Genomic DNA, 21166 nt, shown 5'->3' with positions numbered 1-21166 from the left:
GATTGGCGACAGGCTCCGTGGTCAGGGGCCGAAGTGCCCTTCCGGGAGGCCGGCCGGCGGCATACCGTGGCCACCGTTTACACCTGAACGCAGGAGGCCCCGATGACGGTGGTGTACTTCGACTCCCCGATGTCCGACGACGACCGCCGCCGGAAGCTGTTCGGCGGTGACCTGTTCGTCTACTCGCCGACGCGGCACTCGCTGGAACTCGTCGCGTTCGCCCGGGAGATGGCCGAAAAGGCGTTCGCCCCGCACTTCCCGCCGGACGCCCAGCACCACCTGGCCGGCCGCGAGTACGTCGACGTGCTCGCCGGCCTCAAGCCGGCCTTCATCAACCACCCGCGCAGCAAGGAACTGGTGGCCGGGATGCTCGCCGACCTCGGCGCCGACCTGGCCCAGACCTACTTCGACGTGCCCCGCCTGCGCTCGATGACCAGCGAATACCTCAACGCCGGGCTGACGCTGCAGTTCGAGTCGCACCGTGACACCTGGTTCTCCGCCCCGATGTCGCAGATCAACTTCTGGATGCCGGTGTACAACGTCGAGGAGGCCAACGTGATGGCCTTCCACCCGCCGTACTTCGCCAACGGGGTGCGCAACTCCTCGCGGGACTACAACTACGGCGAGTGGGTGGCCCACGGGCGCACCGCGGCGGCGCAGCAGATCGACACGGAGACCCGCAAGCAGCCGGAGGCCGAGGAGGAGATCCAGCGCGAGCCGGACATCCGGGTCATCACCCCGCCCGGCGGTATCCTGATCTTCTCCGGCGCCCAGTTGCACACCACGGTGCCCAACACGTCGGGCAAGACCCGGTTCTCGATCGACTTCCGGGCCGTCAACCGGCGTGACGTCGAGGAACGGGCGGGTGCGGCCAACGTCGACTCCGGGTGCACCGGTACGACCCTCGGCGACTTCCTGCGGGCGACCGACCTGACCCCGCTCCCACCGGAGCTGATCAGTTCCTACGACACCGTCCCCGCCTGACATCCGTCACGCTTCCGCCCCACCTCCCTGCGATCTTGCAGTTGTCTCCCGACAAACGCGACAAAAGGGGGAGATAACTGCAAGATCGCGGGAGTCAGGGGGTGGTCGGCGGCTCGACGAGTTCGATCAGCACGCCGCCGGCGTCCTTCGGGTGCACGAAGTTGATCCGCGATCCCGCCGTACCGCGGCGTGGGGCGTCGTAGAGCAGGCGTACGCCGCGCTCGCGCAGGGCCGCGCCGGCGGCCTCCACGTCGCTGACCGTGTAGGCCACCTGCTGCACGCCCGGCCCGTTGCGGTCGAGGAACTTCGCGATCGTCGACGACTCCGACAGGGGGGCGAGGAGTTGCACGAAGCCGCCCTCGGGCGACGGGCCGACGGCCATCATCGCCTCGCTCACCCCCTGTTCCTCGTTGACCTCGCGGTGCGCGCAGCGCATCCCGAAGACACGCTCGTAGAACTCGATGGCCGCGTCGAGATCGGCGACGGCGACCCCGACATGATCGATACGTAGCAGTCCGATGCCTGTGACAAAGTCCGCAGCGGGCTCGGCGGGGGAGTGGTCAGCCATGGCGCTAGTCTGGCCGAACTATCGTTAAGGTTCGCGCGCGGGTTCCCCTCTGGAGGCGATGGGCATGGCTTCGGTGATCGTGAGTGGTGCACGTACCCCGATGGGGCGGCTGCTCGGCAACCTTCGGGACTTCCCGGCCACCAAGCTCGGCGGGGTCGCCATCAAGGCCGCGCTGGAACGCTCCGGCGTCGCCCCTGACCAGGTCGAATACGTCATCATGGGACAGGTCCTCCAGGCCGGTGCCGGCCAGATCCCGGCCCGCCAGGCGGCCGTCGAGGCGGGCATCCCGCTGTCCGTGCCGGCCCTGAGTATCAACAAGGTCTGTCTGTCCGGGCTCGACGCGATCGCCCTGGCCGACCAACTGGTCCGGGCCGGCGAGTTCGACATCGTGGTCGCCGGCGGCATGGAGTCGATGACCAACGCCCCGCACCTGCTCATGGGGCAGCGGCAGGGCTACAAGTACGGCGACGTGGTGATCAAGGACCACATGGCGCTCGACGGGCTGACCGACGCGTGGGACTGCTGCGCGATGGGTGAGTCCACCGAACGGCACGGCGACCGCCACGGCATCAGCCGCGCCGAGCAGGACGCCTTCGCCGCCACCAGCCACCAGCGGGCGGCCGCCGCGCAGAAGAACGGCCACTTCGCCGAGGAGATCACGCCGGTCGAGGTTCCGCAGCGCAAGGGCGACCCGGTGCTGGTCACCGAGGACGAGGGCATCCGCCCCGACACCACGGTCGAGTCGCTGGCCCGGCTGCGTCCCGCGTTCACCAAGGACGGCACCATCACCGCCGGCAGCTCCTCGCCGATCTCCGACGGCGCCGCCGCCGTGGTCGTGATGAGCCGGACCCGGGCCCAGCAGCTCGGCCTGCCCTGGCTGGCCGAGATCGGCGCGCACGGTAACGTCGCCGGCCCGGACAACTCGCTGCACTCCCAGCCGTCGAACGCCATCAAGCAGGCGCTCAGCAAGGCCGGCCTCGGCGTCGAGGACCTCGACCTGATCGAGATCAACGAGGCGTTCGCGCAGGTCGGCATCCAGTCGACGCGCGACCTCGGGGTCAGCCCCGACATCGTCAACGTGAACGGCGGCGCGATCGCGCTCGGCCACCCCATCGGCATGTCCGGGGCGCGGCTGGTGCTGACCCTCGCCATGGAACTCCGGCGGCGCGGCGGCGGCACCGGCGCGGCGGCCCTGTGCGGCGGCGGCGGTCAGGGCGACGCCCTGATCATCCGCGTCCCGAAGGCATGACCGAGCGGAGCGAGGGAATCGGTCGGCTCAGTCGGAAGTCGTGCGGTCGCCGAGCGCAGCGAGGTGCCGCATGACCGAGCGGAGCGAGGGAAGCCGACCCACCGTACGGCGTAGCCGGGACGTACCGCTGCTGGTCGACCGGGCCCGGGACGGTGACGCGCGGGCGGTGGCCCGGCTGATCACCCTGGTCGAGTCGGGCGACCCGCTGCTGCCCGAGATCGCGGCGGCGCTCGCCCCGCACACCGGGCAGGCCCAGGTCATCGGCCTCACCGGCTCGCCCGGCGTGGGCAAGTCGACCACCACCAACGAGCTGGTCCGGGCGCTGCGCTCCCAGGGGCACCGGGTCGGTGTGCTCGCCGTCGATCCGTCCAGCCCGTTCACCGGCGGCGCGATCCTCGGTGACCGGGTACGCATGCAGGACCACGCCACCGATCCCGGTGTCTACATCCGGTCGATGTCCAGCCGGGGTCATCTCGGCGGGCTCGCGGCGACCACCCCGCAGGCGGTCCGGGTGCTCGAGGGGGCCGGCTGCGACGTGGTCCTGGTCGAGACGGTCGGTGTCGGGCAGGCCGAGGTCGAGGTGGCCTCGCTGGCCGACACGACCCTGGTGCTGCTCGCCCCGGGCATGGGCGACGCGATCCAGGCGGTCAAGGCCGGCATCCTGGAGATCGCCGACGTCTTCGTGGTCAACAAGGCCGACCGGGACGGCGCCGACGCCACCCACCGCGACATCCAGGGCATGATCGCGCTCGGCGAGCGCGGGCCCGGCGAGTGGCGGCCACAGGTGGTCCGCGCAGTGGCTTCGCGGGCCGAGGGGATCGACGACATCGTCGCCGCCCTGGAGAAGCACCGGAACTGGCTGGTCGAGCACGGCGAACTGCGCCGCCGCCGGGAGGCCCGGGCCGCCGCCGAGGTCGAGGCGATCGCGCTCGGCACGCTGCGTGCCCGGATCGGGTCACTTCGTTCGGGTACGACCCTCGGTGCGCTCGCGGCCCGGGTGGCCGACGGCGCCGTCGATCCGTACGCGGCCGCCGACGAACTCCTGATTGGACTCGGACGGGGCTGACGGCGCTTGTGTCGCCGGGTTAGGGTGCGCCGCAAGATCCGAAGTTTCTTCACCTATGGAGCCCGCGGCGTGCACAACCTGTCCGTCACGTTACGAGGAATCCGGCACCGCCGGGGCCGGTCGCTGATCGTCGTACTGCTTGCCGCGATCGCCACCGCGGCCGCCGTCGTCATCCCCGCCTACACCCGGGCGGCCCAGCAGTCGGTGCTCACCGACACCGTCACCGCCACCCGGCCGGCCACCGTCGGCGTCACCGTCAGCGGCCGGACGGGGGCTGCCGCCCCCGACCTCGCGGCCGTCCAGGCGTCGACGGACGCGGCGCTGCCCGGCACCACCGTCGCCGGGTTTCTCGACCCGCCGATCGGGACGCTGTGGTGGCAGACGCGGGACGGCGCCGCGAAGTCTTCCGTCACCCCGTCCCACTCCCCGACGGCCGCGGACGTCATCTACCGCACCGGCGTCTGCGACCATCTGGTGCTGACCGTCGGCGGCTGCCCGCGGCAGCGGGGCGAGGCGGTCGTGAGCGCCCGGTCGGCGGCCGAGACCGGCTGGCAGGTCGGCCAGCGGATCGAGATCATGCCGCCCGGGTTGGCCACCGGACTGCCGGCGATCCCGTTCACCGTCACCGGCCTCTACGTGCCCGCCGACGAGCAGGCGTCGTACTGGGGCAACACGACGTACCTCAACGGCAACAGGTACACCGACGACGACGCCTACATCGCCGACACGATCTTCGTCGGTGCGGAGTCCGACCTGCTCGGTGCCGACACCTTCCCGGAACCGCGGTTCTCGGTCGAATACCACCTGCGTGGTATCGCCGGGCTGCGGCTGGACCAGGTGCCGGTGATCCGGGCCGACCTCGACAAACTGAACCGCGAGGTCACCGCCGGCGCCGCCCTGTCGGGACTGCCGGCCTCGCTCGACGTGGCCGCCGAACACCAGGCCGTGCTCGCCCGAAGCGTGCCGCTGATCGCCGTACCGCTGGTGCTGCTCTGCTGGTTCGTGCTCTTCCTGGTGGTCGCCGCGCTGACCGAGGAACGCGGACCGGAGATCGCGCTGGGCAAGCTGCGTGGACTGCGGCTGAGCCAGGTCGGGTTCTTCGCCGTCGCCGAACCGATGCTGCTCATCGCGTTGGCGACGCCGCTCGGTGTCGCCCTGGGCCTCGGCCTGACCGAGGCCGGTGCGCGGGCCTTCCTCGCCGACGGCGGACATGTCGAACTCCGGGCACCGGTGCTGCTGGCCGCGGTGGCCGCGTTCGCCGGGGCCGGTGTCGCCGCCGCGCTCGCCACCCGTCGTACGGTGCGGGCCAGCGTGCTGTCGCTGCTGCGCCGGATCCCGTCGCGGGCGCCGTGGCGGGCGGTGGTGGTGGAGAGCGCGGTCGGCGCCCTGGCGCTCGTCGGGCTCTTCCAGGTCCTCGCCGCCGGTGACCGCACCTCGCCGCTGGCCTATCTCGCGCCGCCGCTGCTGGCGGTGGTCGCCGGGCTGGTCGCCGCCCGGCTGCTCACCGCCTGGGCCCGGCTGCGCGGGCGTACGGCGGCCCAGCGCGGCGACGTGTCACTGCTGCTGGCCACCGCCCAGCTCGCCCGCCGGCCCGCGACAGCGCGGGTCGTGGTCCTGATGACCGTCGCCGTCGCCCTGCTCACCTTCGCGGTCACCATCTGGGACGTCGCATCGATCAACCGGATGATCGCCGCCCGCGCCGAGGTCGGTGCGCCGGCCGTGCACACCGTCACCGCCACCGATCCGGCCGCCCTGCTGGCCGCCGTACGCGCCGCCGACCCCGACGGTCGGCGGGCGATGGCGGTGGCGTGGAGCAGCCAGCGGTACGCCGACGAGAATCTGCGGATCGCGACCGTCGACGCGCCGCGGCTCGGCGCGGTCGCGGGCTGGCCGGGCCGCGACGCCGCCCAGACGGCCGCGCTCGGCGAACTGTTGGCCCCGCCCTGGACGGACGGCCCCGCCCCGATCCCGGTGCGTGGCCCGGCGATCGAGGCCGACGTCGACGTCGGCCAGCTCGTCCAGACCGAGCCGATGAGGCTCGTCCTGCTGGTCGCCCGCGGCACCGAGCCGCAGGTGGTCAACCTCGGCCCGCTGCGCCCCGGCCGGCACACCTATCAGGGGCAGCTCGACGGCTGTGCCGACGGCTGCCGGCTGCTCGGGTTGTCGGTGCGGCGCTTCCCCACCGACTCCACCGAGTCCACGGTGGACCTGACGGTGGCCGCGCTGCGCGAAGGTGGCCGGCCGCTCGACGCCGGCCTGACCGACGACCGGGCCTGGCGCGCCCCGGCCGAACTGCCCACCGGGCTGCGGCTGACCGTCCGGCCGGAGGCGGGCGGGCTGCGACTCACCGGCACCAGTTCGTCGGCCGACCTGGTCGCCGAGTACGCCGACGGTCCGCCGGCCGCCCCGGTGGTCGTCGCCGGTTCGCCGCTGTCGGCGGACGGGGCGCCGCAGGAGTTCGGCTTCCAGACCTTCGGCGACGAGATCACCCGGATGCGGGTCGTCGACCGGTCGCTGGCACTGCCGGACTTCGGGCGGCCGGCGCTGATGCTCGACCTTTCGACCGTGCTGCGTCAGGCCGAACGGGACGGCCTGGGCGACACCAGAGGCTGGGAATACCAGGTGTGGACCACCGCTGACGCCGGCCCGGACCTGGTCGCCGCGCTCGCCGACGCCGGTGTCGAGGTGACCGGTACGCGCTTCGTCGAGCAGCGGCACGAGGAACTCGGCCGGCTGGCCCCCGCCCTCGCCCTGCGGCTCTACCTGCTGGCCGGGGTCGTCGCCGCGCTGCTCGGGATCGGCGTACTGCTGCTGAACATCCGGGTTGGTGCCCGCGCCCGGCTGCGGGACATGGCCGCGCTGCGGCTCGTCGGGGTGTCCCGGCCGGCACTGCGTAGGGCACTGCGCCGCGAGTACGGCGTGGTCGTCGCCGTACCGCTGGTGATCGGGCTGGTCGCCGGCCTGGGCGGCGCCGCGCTGCTGCTGCCGGCGATCCCGCTGGCCGAGGTCGGCCCCGACGCGCTCGACCCGGTCTACCGCGTCGGGGCGGTGTGGATACCGACGGCGGTCGCGGCACTGCTCGCCGCGCTGCTGCTGGCCGCCGCGAGCGTGCTGCGTACGGTCGGCCGGGCCGAACCCCGGCTGCTGCGGGAGGAGGCTCGGTGAAAGCGATTGGCGTGACCTGCCGAGGGCTGGTCTTCATCTACCGGCTGGAGGGCTACGACGTCGTCGCGCTGGCCGGCGTCGACCTGGACATCGAGGCCGGCCAGTCGGTGGCGCTGGTCGGGCCGTCCGGGGCCGGCAAGTCGACGCTGCTGTCGCTGATGGCCGGGCTGCTCAGCCCGTCGGCGGGACGGCTCTTCGTCGGCGAGCACGACCTGGCCAGGGCCACCGCCGCGGAGCTGCAGGCGATGCGGTCGACCGACGTCGGGGTGATGCTGCAGGGGGCCGGTCGTAACCTGTTGCCGTACCTGTCGGTCGAGCAGAACGTGCGGTTCGTCCAGCGTGGCGGACAGTCCCGTGACGCCTTGCCCGCGCCGCGCGAGATCCTGGAACTGGTCGGCCTGGCGGATCCGGCCCGACTGCGGCTGACCCCGGCGGTTCTCAGCCCGGGAGAGCGGCAGCGGGCGGCACTCGCGGTCGCACTGGCCAACCGGCCGGGGCTGCTGCTCGCCGACGAGCCGACCAGCCAGCTCGACACCGATGCGCGCGACGAGGTGCTGGCCGCGGTCGAGGCGGTCCGGGCGGCCGGTACGACGGTCGTGGTGGTGACCCACGACCCGGAGATCGGCGCCCGGATGAACCGTACGGTGACGATCCGGGACGGTCGGGTCGGCGCCGAGGGACGCAGCGGCGTGGACTATTCGGTGGTCGGCCGGGACGGGTCGGTGCACCTGCCGACCGAGGTGCTCGACGTGATGGCGCCGGGCACCCTGCTGCGGGTCTCCGTCCAACCGGACGGGACCGTGTTGCTGACCCCGAGCGAGGCGGTACCGCACGCCGGGGCTGGGCTGGGCCGGGAGGGGCAGCGGTGAGCAGGACGGTGGTGGCCAGCCGGGTCACGGTGGGATACGGCGGCGAGCCGGTGCTGCGGGAGGTGTCGGCGATGGCCGTACCGGGGCGGGTGCTGGCGGTGACGGGTCCGTCCGGGGCGGGCAAGACGACCCTGCTGTGGACGCTGGCCGGCCTGCTGCGGCCGGTCGCCGGTGAGGTGACCGTCGCGGGGCAGCCGCTGCGCGACCTGGACCACGCCGTGGCCGAGCGGATCGTGCTGGTGCCGCAGGACAACGGCCTGGCCGCGATCCTCACCGCCGCCGAGAACGTGCGGGTGGCGCTGCTCGCCGGTGGTGTGGCGGCCGACGAGGCCGGCCGGCGGACCACGACGGCGCTCGACCGGCTCGGGCTCGCCGGGCAGGCGAGTCAGCTCGTGGAGGAACTGTCGGGCGGGCAGCAGCAGCGGACCGCGATCGCCCGGGGGCTGGCGATGCACGGCGACGTGCTGCTGGCCGACGAGGTGACCAGCGAACTCGACGCGGCGAACCGGGGGCGGGTCCTCGACCTGCTGCGGGAGGAGGCCCGGCGGGGCGCGGCCGTGGTCTTCGCGACCCACGACCCGGAGGCGGCGGCGAGCTGCGACGCGGAACTCCACCTGGTCGACGGTCGGGCGGAAACGGTCCGGCGTTGACCCGATTCCAGGAGGCTTAGCGATCGTTCAGGGGTAGCGCCTACACTCGGTCGCAGGTCGAGGACTCAAGGAGGAGCCCCCCGGATGGACGCCCACGAGATCGCCGCCGGACGCGCCCGCTGGCAGGCCCGTTACGACGCCGCCCGCAAGCGGGACGCCGACTTCACCACGCTGTCCGGCACGCCCGTCGAACCGGTGTACGGCCCGCCGCCCGGCACCGACGTGCCCGGCTTCGAACGCATCGGCTGGCCGGGCGAGTACCCGTACACCCGGGGCCTGCACCCGACCGGCTACCGCGGGCGGACCTGGACCATCCGGCAGTTCGCCGGCTTCGGCAACGCCCGCCAGACCAACGAGCGCTACAAGATGATCCTCGGCGCCGGCGGCGGCGGACTGTCGGTGGCCTTCGACATGCCGACCCTGATGGGGCGCGACTCCGACGACCCGCAGTCGCTCGGCGAGGTCGGCCACTGCGGGGTCGCGGTCGACTCGGCCGCCGACATGGAGGTGCTGTTCGACGGCATCGACCTGGCCGCCGTCACCACCTCGATGACCATCTCCGGACCGGCCGTCCCGGTCTTCTGCATGTACCTGGTCGCCGCCGAGCGGCAGGGCGCCGACCTGTCCAAGTTGGACGGCACGCTCCAGACCGACATCTTCAAGGAGTACATCGCCCAGAAGGAGTGGCTCTTCGCCCCGGAACCGCACCTGCGGCTGATCGGCGACCTGATGGAGTACTGCGCGGCCGAGATCCCGCGCTACAAGCCGCTGTCGGTCTCCGGCTACCACATTCGCGAGGCCGGCGCGACCGCCGCGCAGGAGCTGGCGTACACCCTGGCCGACGGCTTCGGGTACGTCGAACTCGGGCTTTCCCGGGGCCTCGACGTCAACACCTTCGCGCCCGGGCTGAGCTTCTTCTTCGACTCCCACGTCGACTTCTTCGAGGAGATCGCCAAGTTCCGGGCCGCCCGCCGGATCTGGGCCCGCTGGCTGCGCGACGAGTACGGCGCCACCAGCGAGAAGGCGCTCTGGCTGCGGTTCCACACCCAGACCGCGGGGGTGTCGCTGACCGCGCAGCAGCCGGTCAACAACGTCGTACGCACCGCGGTGGAGGCGCTCGCGGCCATCCTGGGCGGCACCAACTCGCTGCACACCAACGCGCTCGACGAGACCCTCGCGCTGCCGACCGACGAGTCCGCCGAGATCGCGCTGCGTACCCAGCAGGTGCTGATGGAGGAGATCGGCGTGACCAACGTCGCCGACCCGCTCGGCGGCTCCTGGTACGTCGAGGCGCTGACCGACTCGATCGAGGCGGAGGCCGAGGCGATCTTCGCGCGGATCAGGGAACTCGGCGGCAAGGGGGAGCACCCGATCGGCCCGATGACCGCCGGCATCCTGCGCGGCATCGAGGACGGCTGGTTCACCAGCCACATCGCCGACTCCGCCTTCACCTACCAGCAGGCGCTCGAGAAGGGCGACAAGAAGATCGTCGGGGTCAACTGCCACACCGCCACGATCGCCAAGGATCTCGAGATCCTGCGCATCTCGCACGAGGTCGAGGTCGAGCAGAAGCGGCTGCTCGCCGACCGCAAGACCGGCCGGGACGACGCGGCCGTCAAGGCCGCCCTGCACCGGATGCTCACCGCGGCCCGCGGCGGCGAGAACATGATCCCGGCGATGCTCGACGCGGTACGCGCCGAGGCCACCCTCGGCGAGATCTGCGATGCCCTGCGCGACGAGTGGGGCGTCTACCGCGAACCGGCCCGGTTCTGAAGTCACGGCGACGGACGGCGGTGGTGCGCGGGGCGTGGTGGTCCGGCCGCGGAGGGCTGACCACGTGCGAGACTAGACAACCATGAGCGACCCACGGACCACCCCGTCGATCTTCACCCGCGGCGCGGTAGACCTCGGCGCGCTGCGCAGCGCCGCACCCACCCCCGCCCGGCCCGCGACCACCACACCCGCCGGGGGCCACCCCGTCCCCGGTGGCGTCGCGCCCGGCGCGGTCACCGTGATCGATGTCACCGAAGCCACGTTCCAGACCGAGGTGCTCGAACGCTCGATGACCACCCCGGTGGTGCTCGACTTCTGGGCCGAGTGGTGCCAGCCCTGCAAGCAGCTCTCCCCGCTGCTCGAACGGCTGGCCGCCGAGGGCGGCGGAAGCTGGGTCCTCGCCAAGATCGATGTCGACGCCAACCAGCGCCTCGCCCAGATGTTCCGGGTCCAGAGCATCCCGACCGTCTACGCCGTCATCGGCGGCCAGATGGCACCCGGATTCGCCGGGCTCCAGCCGGAATCGCAGATCCGCCAGTGGATCGGCGCCGTCCTCCAGGCCGGCGGGGTCACCGTGGAGACGCCCGAGGACCCGCGCCTCACCGAGGCCGACGAGGCACTGATCACCGGCGACCTCGACGCCGCCGAGCAGGCATACCGCAAGATCCTCGCCGAGTCGCCGGCCGACGCCTCGGCCGAGGCCGGGCTCGCCCACGTCTCGCTCGCCCGCCGGGTCGCCGGCGTCAACCCGGCCCAGGCCCTCGCCGCCGCGCAGGCCGGCCCCGACGACGTCGCCGCCCAGTTGCTCGCGGCCGACGTCGAGGTGCTCAGCGGCCAGGCCGAACTGGCCTACCAGCGGCTGGTCGACCTCGTCCGGCGCACCGCCGGCGACGACCGGGAGACGATCCGCAAGCACCTGCTGTCGTTGTTCACCGTCGCCGGGCCCGACGACCCGGCCGTGGGCAGCGCCCGCCGGGCGCTCGCCAACGCGTTGTTCTGATCCGTCGCGGGAGCGGGGAGCACACGCTCCCCGCACCCACCCGGCGGCCAACCGGTCTCCGCACCCCCGCGGAGCCGCCGACCAGGACGGGGAGCCCATGAATCGCCGGATCGCGATCCTCGACGCCCCGTCCAACCTCGGCCTGCGCCCGCCGACCACCACCTCGGTGCCCGGCTGCGCCAAGGCCCCCGGCGCGCTGCGCGATCACGGCCTGGTCGAACGGCTCGGCGCCCGCGACGCCGGCTGCCTCACCCCACCCCGGTACGACCCCGCCGACTGGCGCCCCGGCGACGGGGTCTGCCACGCACCGGCCATCGCCCGCTACTCGACCGCGCTCGCCGAACGGATCGGCGCGATCATCGACGCCGACGAGTTCCCGGTCGTCCTCGGCGGTGACTGCTCGATCCTGCTCGGCTCGGCACTGGCCATGCACCGCCTCGGCGAGGCGGTCGGCGGGCGGATCGGGCTGGTCTTCGTCGACGGGCACTCCGACTTCCGGCACCCGGGCAACGCCTCGTACGTCGGCGCCGCCGCCGGCGAGGACCTCGCCCTGGTGACCGGCCGGGGCCAGGCCGACCTGGCCGCCATCGAGGGGCGGCGACCCTACTTCCGGGACATCGACGTCGTCGTGCTGGGCATCCGCACCCAGGACGAATACCGGCTCGACCTCCAGGCCGCCGGGATCGTCACCCGGCCGGTGCCGCTGCTGCGCACCGAGGGCGCGGCCCGGACCGCGCAGTGGGCCCACGACCAGCTCGCCGACTGCGCCGGCTACTGGGTGCACGTCGACGTCGACGTCCTCGACCCGGCGGTGATGCCGGCGGTCGACGCCCCCGACCCGGGCGGCATCGCCTTCGCCGAGCTGGAGCTGCTGATCGCCGGCCTGGTCGACACGCCACACTGCCTCGGCATCGAGATCACCGTCTTCGACCCCGACTACGACCCGGACGGCTCGTACGCCGCCGAGATCGTCTCCACCCTCGTCGCCGGACTGTCCGCGGTGCGCCGGCCGGAGCCGGCGCCGGAGCCGGCCGCCCCGGTCCGGGACGGTGCGGACGGGCCGGCCGGGGTGGCCCCGGGTGCGCCGACCCCGGTGGGTGCCCCGGGTGCGGCGACCCCGGTGGGTGTCCCGGGTGTGGCGCCGGTCGAGCACCCGCCGACGGATGCCCCGGCCGTGGTGATCCCGCCTCCGGACCGTCCCGACCCGGTGGCCGGCCCTGCCCACCGGGCGGACTCGGTGATCGGGCTGGCCGAGCAGGTGGCCGCCGCCGGTGCCGCCGCCCGCGACACCGCCTGGCGGGCCGGCCGTACCCCCGAACCGCGATTCACCGTCCGCACCGCGGACCCGGCCGACGCGGCGGCGGGTGCGCCCGAGCCGGGCCTGCCGGCAGCCGAACCACCCGTGACCGAGGCGGCGGCGGCGGCGACCGCCGCCGGGGCGACACCGGAGGTGGCTGGGCCGGCCGGGCCGGCGTTGACCGATCCCGCGTTGACCGATCCGGCGTCGGACGGGACGGTGCCGGCGGAGGCGGTGCCGTCGGAGCAGTCCCGGCCGGCTGAGGTGGCGCCGGAGCAGGTGGCGTCGGGCTGGTCCGTGCTGACCCGGGCGGCACCGAGGCAGGTGGCGCCGGCAGAGCCGGCCGGACCCCCGAACGGACCCCCGGCTCCGGCCGATTCCGGCCGTCCCAGGCGTATCTCGGCCGCCGACATTTTGACCGGTCGTCCCGGCCTGGCACCTGGGCAGCGGCAGCCCGCCAGCGATCAGGGCGCGGACGCCGACCCCACCTGACGCCGTCCGCGTCGATCGTTTGTCGTCGCAGCAGCCGATCCACCGGTCGGACACCGTCTTCCACAGACGATCATGAAGGTCCGGGCGCGCCACAGTGTGGGCTTGTCGATCTGGGCGCCAGCGACCTTATCCAGGCTCCGTAAGGTCGCCGGCGCCCAGATCAACGGTGTGGCAGGCGGGCCTGCGTTGCCGGGCGCTACTGCCGTGCCGGGTCGCGTCCGGGGTGGTCAGGAGCGGGCGAGTTCGCGGAGGAAGCGTTCGGTCAGCGGAACCGCGCTGGTTGTGCTCGAACCGCCCTTCTCCACGAACACCGCGAACGCCACGTCGCCCTGCCAGCCGATGAACCAGGCGTGGGTGTTGGCCGGGTTGTCGTCGTACTCGGCGGTGCCGGTCTTGCCGTGCACCGGACCGCCGGGTACGTCCCGCAGCGCGGTGGCCGTGCCGGTGGTGACCACCTCGCGCATCATCGTGCGCAGCGGCTCGACCGAGGTCGGCTTGAGCTGCGGCCCGGGCGGCGCGGGCGTGGCCGGCGCCGGGTCGAGCAGCAGGGTCGGCTGCTGCCACTGGCCACGGGCGACCGCCGCGGTCGCCGACGCCATCGCCAGCGGGCTGACCAGCGTGGTGCCCTGCCCGAACGCGGCCGCCGCCCGCTCGGCCGCCGGGCCGCCGGTCGACACCTTGCCGCTGAACGCGTCGATCCCGAGGTCCCAGGCGCCCTCCAGGCCGAGGGTACGGCCGGCGGCGGCCAGCCCGTCCGGGCCGAGCTTCGGGGCCAGGTCGGCGAACGCGGTGTTGCAGGATCGGGCGAAGTCGACCCGGAACGGCACCGGGCCGAGTTCGAAGTTGTCGGAGTTCTTGAAGGTACGGCCGTCCACGGTGGTGTTGCGCGGGCAGGCGACCACCTGGTCGAGGGTGACCGCGCCGGCGTCGAGCAGGCCGAGTGCGCTGACCATCTTGAAGCCGGAGCCGGGCGGCACCTGGGCGGTGAACGCCAGGTTCTCCTGGCCACCGCCCGGACCGTTCGCGGCGGCCAGGATCGCGCCGTCGGTGACCCGTACGGCGACCAGGGCGGCCCGGCGGGTCTCGCCGGCGAGGGCGGCGTCGGCGGCGTTCTGGGCGCGTACGTCGATCGTGGTGCGGACCGGCTCGCCGGGCTTCGGCTCGCCGCGGAAGACCTCGGTGCCGGTCTGGGCGACGGTGCCGTCCGGCCCCTTGCGCACGATGGTGACGGCGACCCCGCCGGTGCCGCGCAGCCGCTGCTCGTAGCGCCCCTGCAGGCCGCCGTGGCCGACCAGGTCGCCGAGGACGTAGGCGTCGGGGTCGCGCTCCATGTCCTCCTTGGTCACCGCGTCGACGGTGCCGAGCAGGGCGCGGGCGAAGTCCCGGGTCGGCGCGAGGTCGCGGGTCGACTCCTGGAACTTGGTGCCGGGCAGGTCGCGGATCCGGTCCCGGATCTGGTCGTACGCCTCCCGGCGCAGGGTGACGACCTCGACGAACGCGTCGGGTTTGGCCTGGGCGAGCCGGTCCGGCAGCCCGCTGAGGTCGATCGCCGGGATCGCCGGCCGGATCGCCTTGAAGGCGGTGTCCAGTGCCTTGACCAGGGCCGGTGCGTCGTCGACCTCGCTGGGCTGCACCCCGACGGTGACCACCGGCCGGGCGGCGAAGACCGGCTGGCCGGCGCCGTCGAGGATACCGCCGCGCGGGGCGGGCAGCCGGGCGAGGCTCAGCTGGTCGCCGTCGGTGAGCTGCTCCTGCACCACCTTCGGCTCCCAGATCACCTGCCAGGCGTCGTCGGCGCCACGGGTGAGCCGTACCTGGGTCGGGTAGGTCCAGTGGGTGCCGCCGGGCAGCGTCCAGTCGACGGTGACGGTGGCGACCGCCACGTCGTTGGTGACCTCGGCCCGGCCGCTGCGCTTCAGGGCCGGCGGGCTGGCGGCGAGGTCGCCGCTGAGGTGCTTGATCTGCCCGGCGACGTCGGCCGCCGGCAGCTTGCGACCGGCCGGGTCGACGAACGCGACGGCGGCGAGCTCGCCGGTCGACCAGCCGCCGAGCAGCGCGTCGACGGCCTGGTCCGGCCCGTCGTCGGCGCCGCATCCGGTGAGCAGGCCGGCGGCCATCGTCAGGCCCGCCAGCGCCGCCACGATCCGCCGCCCGGCCCCGACCCTGTTGCTCGACCCCCGCATGTCAGCTCCCCCTCCCGACCGGTGTCGACCATCGACCGTAGTACGGCCGGCCGATTCGTGGTGTCCGGGTATCCGGGCACTGACCGGCGCGGACACCGGTGGTGCGGCGACCGAGGTGATGACGGCGGGCCGATGGGTACTACTCGCCGGTGCCACGTCGGGTTCCAGACGCTGGGCACACCGATCCACCGGACGGCGATCCGGACGGCAGGGCCTAGGCTGGGGCGGAGTGACCCACAGCGTAGTGGGCCGAGGGGAGTGCACGGATGGACCGGCGGCCGGTGACCAGACCGGAACCCGCCCTCCGGCAGGATGACAGCCGGATCGACGAGTTCCACACTTCAATGGTCGAGGCGGACATCGGAGTGAGCTTGGACACTCTCTACGAAGAGGGTCTAGCGATCAATCCGACCGCGGACGACATCGAGGATGTCGACCTTGACGAGCAGGTTCCCAGCGCCGAGCGGCTGGTCGCCCAGGCGGTGGCGCTCGCCGGGCGGGACCAGGACGCGGCAGCCCTGACCGACCGCTTCTGGCGGTTCGCCGCCGACGAGGAACTGGTCGGGTGTACGCCGGAGGAGATGGTCGAGGCCGCCCTGGCCCACCGCCAGCTCGCCGAGCAGCGGCTGCCGGGCGAGCTGAAGCTCCAGATCAGCCAGCCGGTCGGTGACCAGCAGCACACCGTGATCCAGATCGTCACCGACGACATGCCGTTCCTGGTGAGTTCGGTGACCGCGCTGCTCAACACCCGCCAGTTGGACCTGCACCTGCTGGTGCACCCGCTCGTGGTCGTACGCCGGGAGGCCGGCGGCCGGCTGACCGAGGTCGCCGCCGAGGTGGAGCCGGACGACGCGATCGACGGCGACCAGGTCGAGAGCTGGATGCGGCTGGAGATCGACCCGGTCCGCGACGCCGAGGACCGGGAGCGGCTGCGTGCCGACCTGACCCGGGTGCTCACCGACGTGCGCGAGGCGGTCGAGGACTGGCAGTCGATGCGCGAGCGCGCTCTCGCGCTGGCCGACGAGCTGGACACGGTACGGGTCCCGGAGACCCGGCTGCCGGTGCCGGAGAAGGACATCACCGACTCGGTGGAGCTGCTGCGCTGGATGGCGCACGAGCACTTCACGTTCCTCGGCTACCGCGAATACCGGCTGGCCGGGGCCACCGGCCGCCCGGACGGGGAGAACCGGACGCTGGAGGCGGTGCCCGGCACCGGGCTGGGCATCCTGCGCCAGGACCCGGTGGGGCAGCCCGCCGGGGCCGGCCAGCACGCGCCCCGGGCGCTGGCGTCGATGACGCCGGAGGCGGCCGACAAGGTGCTGGAGAAGCGTCTGCTGATCATCACCAAGGCCAACTCGCGGGCGACCGTGCACCGGTCGGCCTACCTGGACTACATCGGCTTCAAGACGTTCGACGAGCACGGCGAGGTGGTCGGCGAGAAGCGGTTCCTGGGGCTGTTCTCCAGCGCCGCCTACCGGGCCAGCGTCCGTGACCTGCCGGTGGTCAGCCGCAAGGTCGCCGAGGTGATGGAGCGGTCCGGGCTGAGCCCGCGCAGCCACTCCGGCAAGGATCTGATGCAGATCCTGGAGACCTATCCGCGCGACGAGCTGTTCCAGATCAAGACCGACGACCTCTACCACGCGGTGATCGGCGTGCTGCGGATGGCGGGCCGCCGGCAGTTGCGTCTCTTCCTGCGCCGGGACGGCTACGGCCGGTTCATCTCGTGCCTGATCTACCTGCCCCGCGACCGGTTCACCACCCAGAACCGGCTGCGGATGCAGGAGATCCTGCTCGCCGAGCTGAACGGGATCGGGGTCGACTACACCACCCGGGTCACCGAGTCGGTGCTCGCCCGGGTGCACTTCATCGTGCGTACCGACCCGGCCGACCCGCCGGGCCAGTTCGACGCCGACGCGCTCGCCGAGCACCTCGCCGACGCGACCCGGCTGTGGGGCGACGACTTCCGGCTGGTGCTGGAGCGCAAGCTCGGCGACGAGCAGGCCAAGGTGCTGCACGCCCGCTACGCCGACGCCTTCCCCGACGGCTACCGCGACGACCAGACGCCGTACGAGGCGTTGAAGGACCTGGCGAAACTCGAACTGCTCGAGGAACCGGGCCAGCTCGAGATGCACATGTTCCGCAAGCACAAACCGGCCGGTGAACCGATCGAGCCGGGCGACCGGACGGTGCGGTTCAAGGTCTACCGGTACGGCGAGCCGATGGTGCTGTCCGCCGTACTGCCGGTGCTGCACTCGCTCGGGGTCAGCGTCGTCGACGAGCGGCCGTACGAGATCACCCGCTCCGACGGGCGGATCTTCCTTTACGACTTCGGGCTGGAGTTGCCGCCGGACGCGCGGGAGCTGACCGGCGTACGCCCGCACGTGGAGAACGCGTTCTCGGCGACCTGGCGCGGCGAGGCCGAGGTCGACGGGTTCAACGAGCTGGTGCTGCGGGCCGGGCTGACCTGGCGGCAGGTGGTGGTGCTGCGGGCCTACGCGAAATACCTGCGCCAGGCCGGCACGATCTTCTCGCAGGAATACATGGAGGCGACGTTCATCGCCTACCCGGCGATCGCGGCGCTGCTGGTGCGGCTCTTCGAGATCCGGTTCGACCCAAGGCGTGGGCTGTCGGCCGAGGAACGCAACCTGGAGAGCAAGGAGCTGCTGACCGCGGTCGGGCAGCAGCTCGACGACGTGGCCAGCCTCGACCAGGACCGCATCCTGCGTTCCTACCTGACGCTGATCCAGGCCACCCTGCGGACCAGCTTCTACCAGCGTGGCGACGACGGGCGCCCGAAGTCGTACGTGGCGTTCAAGCTCGACCCGCAGGCGATCCCGGACCTGCCGGCGCCCCGGCCGAAGTACGAGATCTTCGTCTACTCGCCCCGGCTGGAGGGCGTACACCTGCGGTTCGGGCCGGTGGCCCGGGGCGGGCTGCGCTGGTCCGACCGGCGCGAGGACTTCCGTACGGAGGTGCTGGGCCTGGTCAAGGCGCAGATGGTGAAGAACGCCGTGATCGTGCCGGTCGGCGCGAAGGGCGGCTTCGTGCTCAAGCAGTTGCCGGGCGACCGGGACGAGGCGGTCGCCTGCTACAAGCTGTTCATCTCGGCGCTGCTCGACGTGACCGACAACATCGTCAGCGGCGAGATCGTCCCGCCGGCCGAGGTCGTACGCCACGACGGCGACGACCCCTACCTGGTGGTGGCGGCCGACAAGGGCACGGCGACGTTCTCCGACATCGCCAACGAGATCTCGAAGGCGCACCGGTTCTGGCTCGGTGACGCGTTCGCGTCCGGCGGTTCCGCCGGCTACGACCACAAGAGGATGGGCATCACCGCGCGCGGTGCCTGGGAGTCGGTCAAGCGGCACTTCCGGGACATGGGGCTGGACACCCAGACCGAGGACTTCACGGTGGTCGGCGTCGGTGACATGTCGGGTGACGTGTTCGGCAACGGCATGCTGCTGTCGGAGCACATCCGGCTGGTGGCCGCGTTCGACCACCGGCACATCTTCCTCGACCCCGACCCGGACGCGGCCCGCTCGTACGCCGAGCGCCGCCGGCTGTTCGACCTGCCGCGCTCCTCGTGGACCGACTACGACACACAGTTGATCTCCGAGGGCGGCGGCGTCTTCCCCCGTACGGCCAAGTCGGTGCCGATCTCGCCGCAGGTCCGCGCGGCGCTCGACCTCGACGCGCAGGTCACCTCGATGTCGCCGCAGGATCTGATGAAGGCGATCCTCCAGGCACCGGTGGACCTGGTGTGGAACGGCGGCATCGGCACGTACGTGAAGGCGGCGACCGAGTCCAACGCCGAGGTGGGCGACAAGTCCAACGACGCGATCCGGGTCAACGGGCGCCAGCTGCGGGCCCGGGTGGTCGGCGAGGGCGGCAACCTGGGCTTCACCCAGCTCGGCCGGATCGAGTACGCGATGGCCGGTGGCCGGGGCGGGAACACCGCCGGGCCGGGTGGCACCGGCGGGCGCATCTACACCGACTTCATCGACAACTCGGCCGGGGTCGACTGCTCCGACCACGAGGTCAACATCAAGATCCTGCTCGGCGGTGCGATCACCGACGGCGAGCTGACCCGCCCGGAGCGCGACGAGCTGCTGGCGGAGATGACCGACGAGGTCGCCGAGCTGGTGCTGCGCGACAACTACGAGCAGGCCAGGGCGCTGGGCAGCGCCCGGGCCGGCGCGCAGTCGCTGCTGCCGGTGCACCGGCGGATGCTGACCGAGCTGGAACGCGCCGGCCACCTCGACCGGGCGCTGGAGGCGCTGCCCTCCGACGAGGAACTCGCCGCCCGGGCCGATACCGGCCTGACCCTGCCCGAGTTCGCCGTGCTGATGGCCTACGTCAAGATCGTGCTGGAGCGGGAGATCCTCGGCGACGCCCTCGTCGACGAGCCGTGGACGGCGCGGGTGCTGACCGACTACTTCCCGACGCCGCTGCGGGACCGGTTCGCCCACCGGATGCCCGGTCACCGGCTGCGCCGGGAGATCGTCTCCACCGCGCTGGTCAACGAGGTGATCAACCGGGGCGGTATCTCGTTCGTCTTCCGGGCGGTCGAGGAGACCGGCGCGTCGGCGGCCGACGTGATCCGGGCGTACGTGGTGGTCCGTGAGGTCTTCGCCCTCGACGAGTTGTGGGCGGCGGTCGAGCGGCTGGACAACCAGGTGCCCACCGAGGCGCAGACCTCGGTCCACCTGGAGGCCCGGCGGCTGCTCGACCGGGCGGTGCGGTGGCTGGTGACCAATCGCCGCTCGCCGCTCGACGTGCCGGCCGAGATCGATCGGTTGCGGGCCGGGGTGTCCCGGTTGCTCACCCGGTTGGACGAGCTGTTCGCCGGCGCCGAGCGGGAGGCACTCCAGGGGCACGTCGCGGTCAACATGGGCCGTGGGCTGCCCCGCGAGGTGGCCGAGCGGGCGACCCGGATCATGTACAGCTTCGGTCTGCTCGACGTGGTCGAGACGGCTGCCGAGACCGGGCGGGACGTCGACGAGGTCGCCGGGGTCTACTTCGCGCTGTCCGAGCGGTTCCGGGTCGACGCGCTGCTGTCGAAGATCTCGCTGCTGCCGCGGGAGGACCGGTGGCAGACGCTGGCCCGGATGGCGTTGCGCTACGACCTCTACGCCGCCCTCGCCGCGCTGACCGTCGAGGTGCTCAACTCGACGTCGGCGGCCGACGACGCGTCGGAGCGGGTGGCCCAGTGGGAGGCGGGTAACGCCACCTCGATCACCCGTGCCTACAAGGCGATGGGTGAGTTCGACGAGTCGCGGGCCGACCTGGCGGCGCTGTCGGTGCTGCTGCGCCAGATCCGGACTCTGGTGCGTACGAGCGGCAAGGGCTGACGCCGGCGCCGAACGGATGCCGCCGCCCGGATCGGGCGGCGGCATCGGTGTCCGTGGGGTCAGGTGTCCGTGGGGTCAGGTGAGCCCGTCCAGCAGTTCCTGGCAGGCCCGCTCGCAGCGGCGGCAGGCCTCGGCGCAGACCCGGCAGTGTTCGTGCATGGCCGCGTGCCGGTCGCACTCCTCGGCGCAGCTCCGGCACGCCGCGACGCAGGCGACCAGCATGGCGCGGGTCACGTTGCGGTCGTAGCCGGTGTGCCGGGACAGCACCCGGCTGGTCGTCTCGCACAGGTCGGCGCAGTCGAGGTTGATCCGGATGCAGACGGTCAGCGCGGCGACCTGTTCCTCGCTGAGGCAGGCGTCGGCGCAGGCGGTGCACGCCTGGGCGCAGGCGACGGAGGCGTCGACGGCCGTGTTGAGCAGGGCCCGGTCGAGCCCGCCGAACTCCCCCGGGTGGCTTCCGAGTATCGAGCTGGCGTAGGACATCAGGACCACTCCCCGTTCGCGTCTGCTGAACCGTGC

Annotated in this window: 12 protein-coding genes and 1 pseudogene; 10 read left to right on the top strand and 3 right to left on the bottom strand. The window is 72.7% G+C overall.

The window, feature by feature from the left end; all coding sequences use genetic code 11:
* Positions 1-102 precede the first annotated feature (102 nt).
* Entirely contained in the window at positions 103-984 is an 882-nt protein-coding gene (locus QCD66_RS30055) for a hypothetical protein (protein WP_375734643.1), read from the top strand.
* A 94-nt stretch (positions 985-1078) separates the two neighbouring features.
* On the opposite strand, the gene mce is transcribed toward QCD66_RS30055, so the two are convergent.
* Entirely contained in the window at positions 1079-1552 is a 474-nt protein-coding gene (mce, locus tag QCD66_RS30050; RefSeq protein ID WP_364208462.1) for a methylmalonyl-CoA epimerase, read from the bottom strand.
* 64 nt (positions 1553-1616) lie between these two features.
* Here mce and QCD66_RS30045 point away from each other — a divergent pair, with 64 nt between their 5' ends.
* From QCD66_RS30045 to QCD66_RS30010, 8 genes and pseudogenes are all read left to right on the top strand, one after another.
* Positions 1617-2801, top strand: coding sequence for an acetyl-CoA C-acetyltransferase (locus tag QCD66_RS30045; protein WP_375734642.1), 1185 nt, complete (start codon positions 1617-1619; stop codon positions 2799-2801).
* A gap of 70 nt (positions 2802-2871) precedes the next feature.
* Positions 2872-3867, top strand: coding sequence for a methylmalonyl Co-A mutase-associated GTPase MeaB (meaB, locus tag QCD66_RS30040; protein ID WP_375734641.1), 996 nt, complete (start codon positions 2872-2874; stop codon positions 3865-3867).
* Between the two features lie 69 nt (positions 3868-3936).
* Entirely contained in the window at positions 3937-7032 is a 3096-nt protein-coding gene (locus QCD66_RS30035) for an FtsX-like permease family protein (RefSeq protein ID WP_375734640.1), read from the top strand.
* The gene (locus QCD66_RS30030; RefSeq protein WP_407566877.1) at positions 6918-7901 is read left to right on the top strand and encodes an ABC transporter ATP-binding protein; all 984 of its coding nucleotides are present in this window, start codon (positions 6918-6920) and stop codon (positions 7899-7901) included. The genes QCD66_RS30035 and QCD66_RS30030 overlap by 115 nt, the downstream gene beginning before the upstream one ends.
* Positions 7898-8551 (top strand): ABC transporter ATP-binding protein, encoded by a 654-nt coding sequence (locus tag QCD66_RS30025; RefSeq protein ID WP_375734638.1) that lies wholly within the window; start codon positions 7898-7900, stop codon positions 8549-8551. The genes QCD66_RS30030 and QCD66_RS30025 overlap by 4 nt, the downstream gene beginning before the upstream one ends.
* 84 nt (positions 8552-8635) lie before the next feature.
* The gene (locus tag QCD66_RS30020; RefSeq protein WP_364208444.1) at positions 8636-10324 is read left to right on the top strand and encodes a methylmalonyl-CoA mutase family protein; all 1689 of its coding nucleotides are present in this window, start codon (positions 8636-8638) and stop codon (positions 10322-10324) included.
* Positions 10325-10406: 82 nt separating this feature from the next.
* Positions 10407-11324: a tetratricopeptide repeat protein gene (locus QCD66_RS30015; RefSeq protein WP_364208441.1), complete on the top strand. Its 918-nt coding sequence runs from the start codon at positions 10407-10409 to the stop codon at positions 11322-11324.
* 97 nt (positions 11325-11421) lie between these two features.
* Positions 11422-12540, top strand: a pseudogene (locus tag QCD66_RS30010) (arginase family protein); the annotation flags it as partial.
* A gap of 800 nt (positions 12541-13340) precedes the next feature.
* Here QCD66_RS30010 and QCD66_RS30005 read toward each other — a convergent pair.
* On the bottom strand, positions 13341-15296 hold the full coding sequence (locus QCD66_RS30005; RefSeq protein ID WP_375734637.1) for a penicillin-binding transpeptidase domain-containing protein: 1956 nt from the start codon (positions 15294-15296) through the stop codon (positions 13341-13343).
* 266 nt (positions 15297-15562) lie between these two features.
* Between QCD66_RS30005 and QCD66_RS30000 the strand changes: the two genes are divergently transcribed.
* Positions 15563-20647 carry an NAD-glutamate dehydrogenase gene (locus QCD66_RS30000; protein ID WP_375734636.1) on the top strand — a complete coding sequence of 1695 codons (5085 nt, stop codon included), beginning with the start codon at positions 15563-15565 and terminating at the stop codon, positions 20645-20647.
* A 75-nt stretch (positions 20648-20722) separates the two neighbouring features.
* Here QCD66_RS30000 and QCD66_RS29995 read toward each other — a convergent pair whose 3' ends face one another.
* Positions 20723-21130: a four-helix bundle copper-binding protein gene (locus QCD66_RS29995; protein ID WP_364208432.1), complete on the bottom strand. Its 408-nt coding sequence runs from the start codon at positions 21128-21130 to the stop codon at positions 20723-20725.
* Between the last annotated feature and the right edge of the window lie 36 nt (positions 21131-21166).

This window comes from Polymorphospora sp. A560 (assembly GCF_045781765.1).
GTDB lineage: Bacteria > Actinomycetota > Actinomycetes > Mycobacteriales > Micromonosporaceae > Polymorphospora > Polymorphospora lycopeni.
Note: the sequence above shows the minus strand (reverse complement) of the source record. Positions and strands in the feature narration are given on the sequence as shown.

What these genes read in the sequence shown, in the direction of transcription:
- QCD66_RS30020 (WP_364208444.1), top strand. Translation starts at nt 8,636, where the DNA reads ATGGACGCCCACGAGATCGCCGCCGGACGCGCCCGCTGGCAGGCCCGT.
- QCD66_RS30055 (WP_375734643.1), top strand. Translation starts at nt 103, where the DNA reads ATGACGGTGGTGTACTTCGACTCCCCGATGTCCGACGACGACCGCCGC.
- QCD66_RS30045 (WP_375734642.1), top strand. Translation starts at nt 1,617, where the DNA reads ATGGCTTCGGTGATCGTGAGTGGTGCACGTACCCCGATGGGGCGGCTG.
- QCD66_RS30005 (WP_375734637.1), bottom strand. Translation starts at nt 15,296, where the DNA reads ATGCGGGGGTCGAGCAACAGGGTCGGGGCCGGGCGGCGGATCGTGGCG.
- QCD66_RS30000 (WP_375734636.1), top strand. Translation starts at nt 15,563, where the DNA reads ATGGACCGGCGGCCGGTGACCAGACCGGAACCCGCCCTCCGGCAGGAT.
- meaB (WP_375734641.1), top strand. Translation starts at nt 2,872, where the DNA reads ATGACCGAGCGGAGCGAGGGAAGCCGACCCACCGTACGGCGTAGCCGG.
- QCD66_RS30015 (WP_364208441.1), top strand. Translation starts at nt 10,407, where the DNA reads ATGAGCGACCCACGGACCACCCCGTCGATCTTCACCCGCGGCGCGGTA.
- mce (WP_364208462.1), bottom strand. Translation starts at nt 1,552, where the DNA reads ATGGCTGACCACTCCCCCGCCGAGCCCGCTGCGGACTTTGTCACAGGC.
- QCD66_RS29995 (WP_364208432.1), bottom strand. Translation starts at nt 21,130, where the DNA reads ATGTCCTACGCCAGCTCGATACTCGGAAGCCACCCGGGGGAGTTCGGC.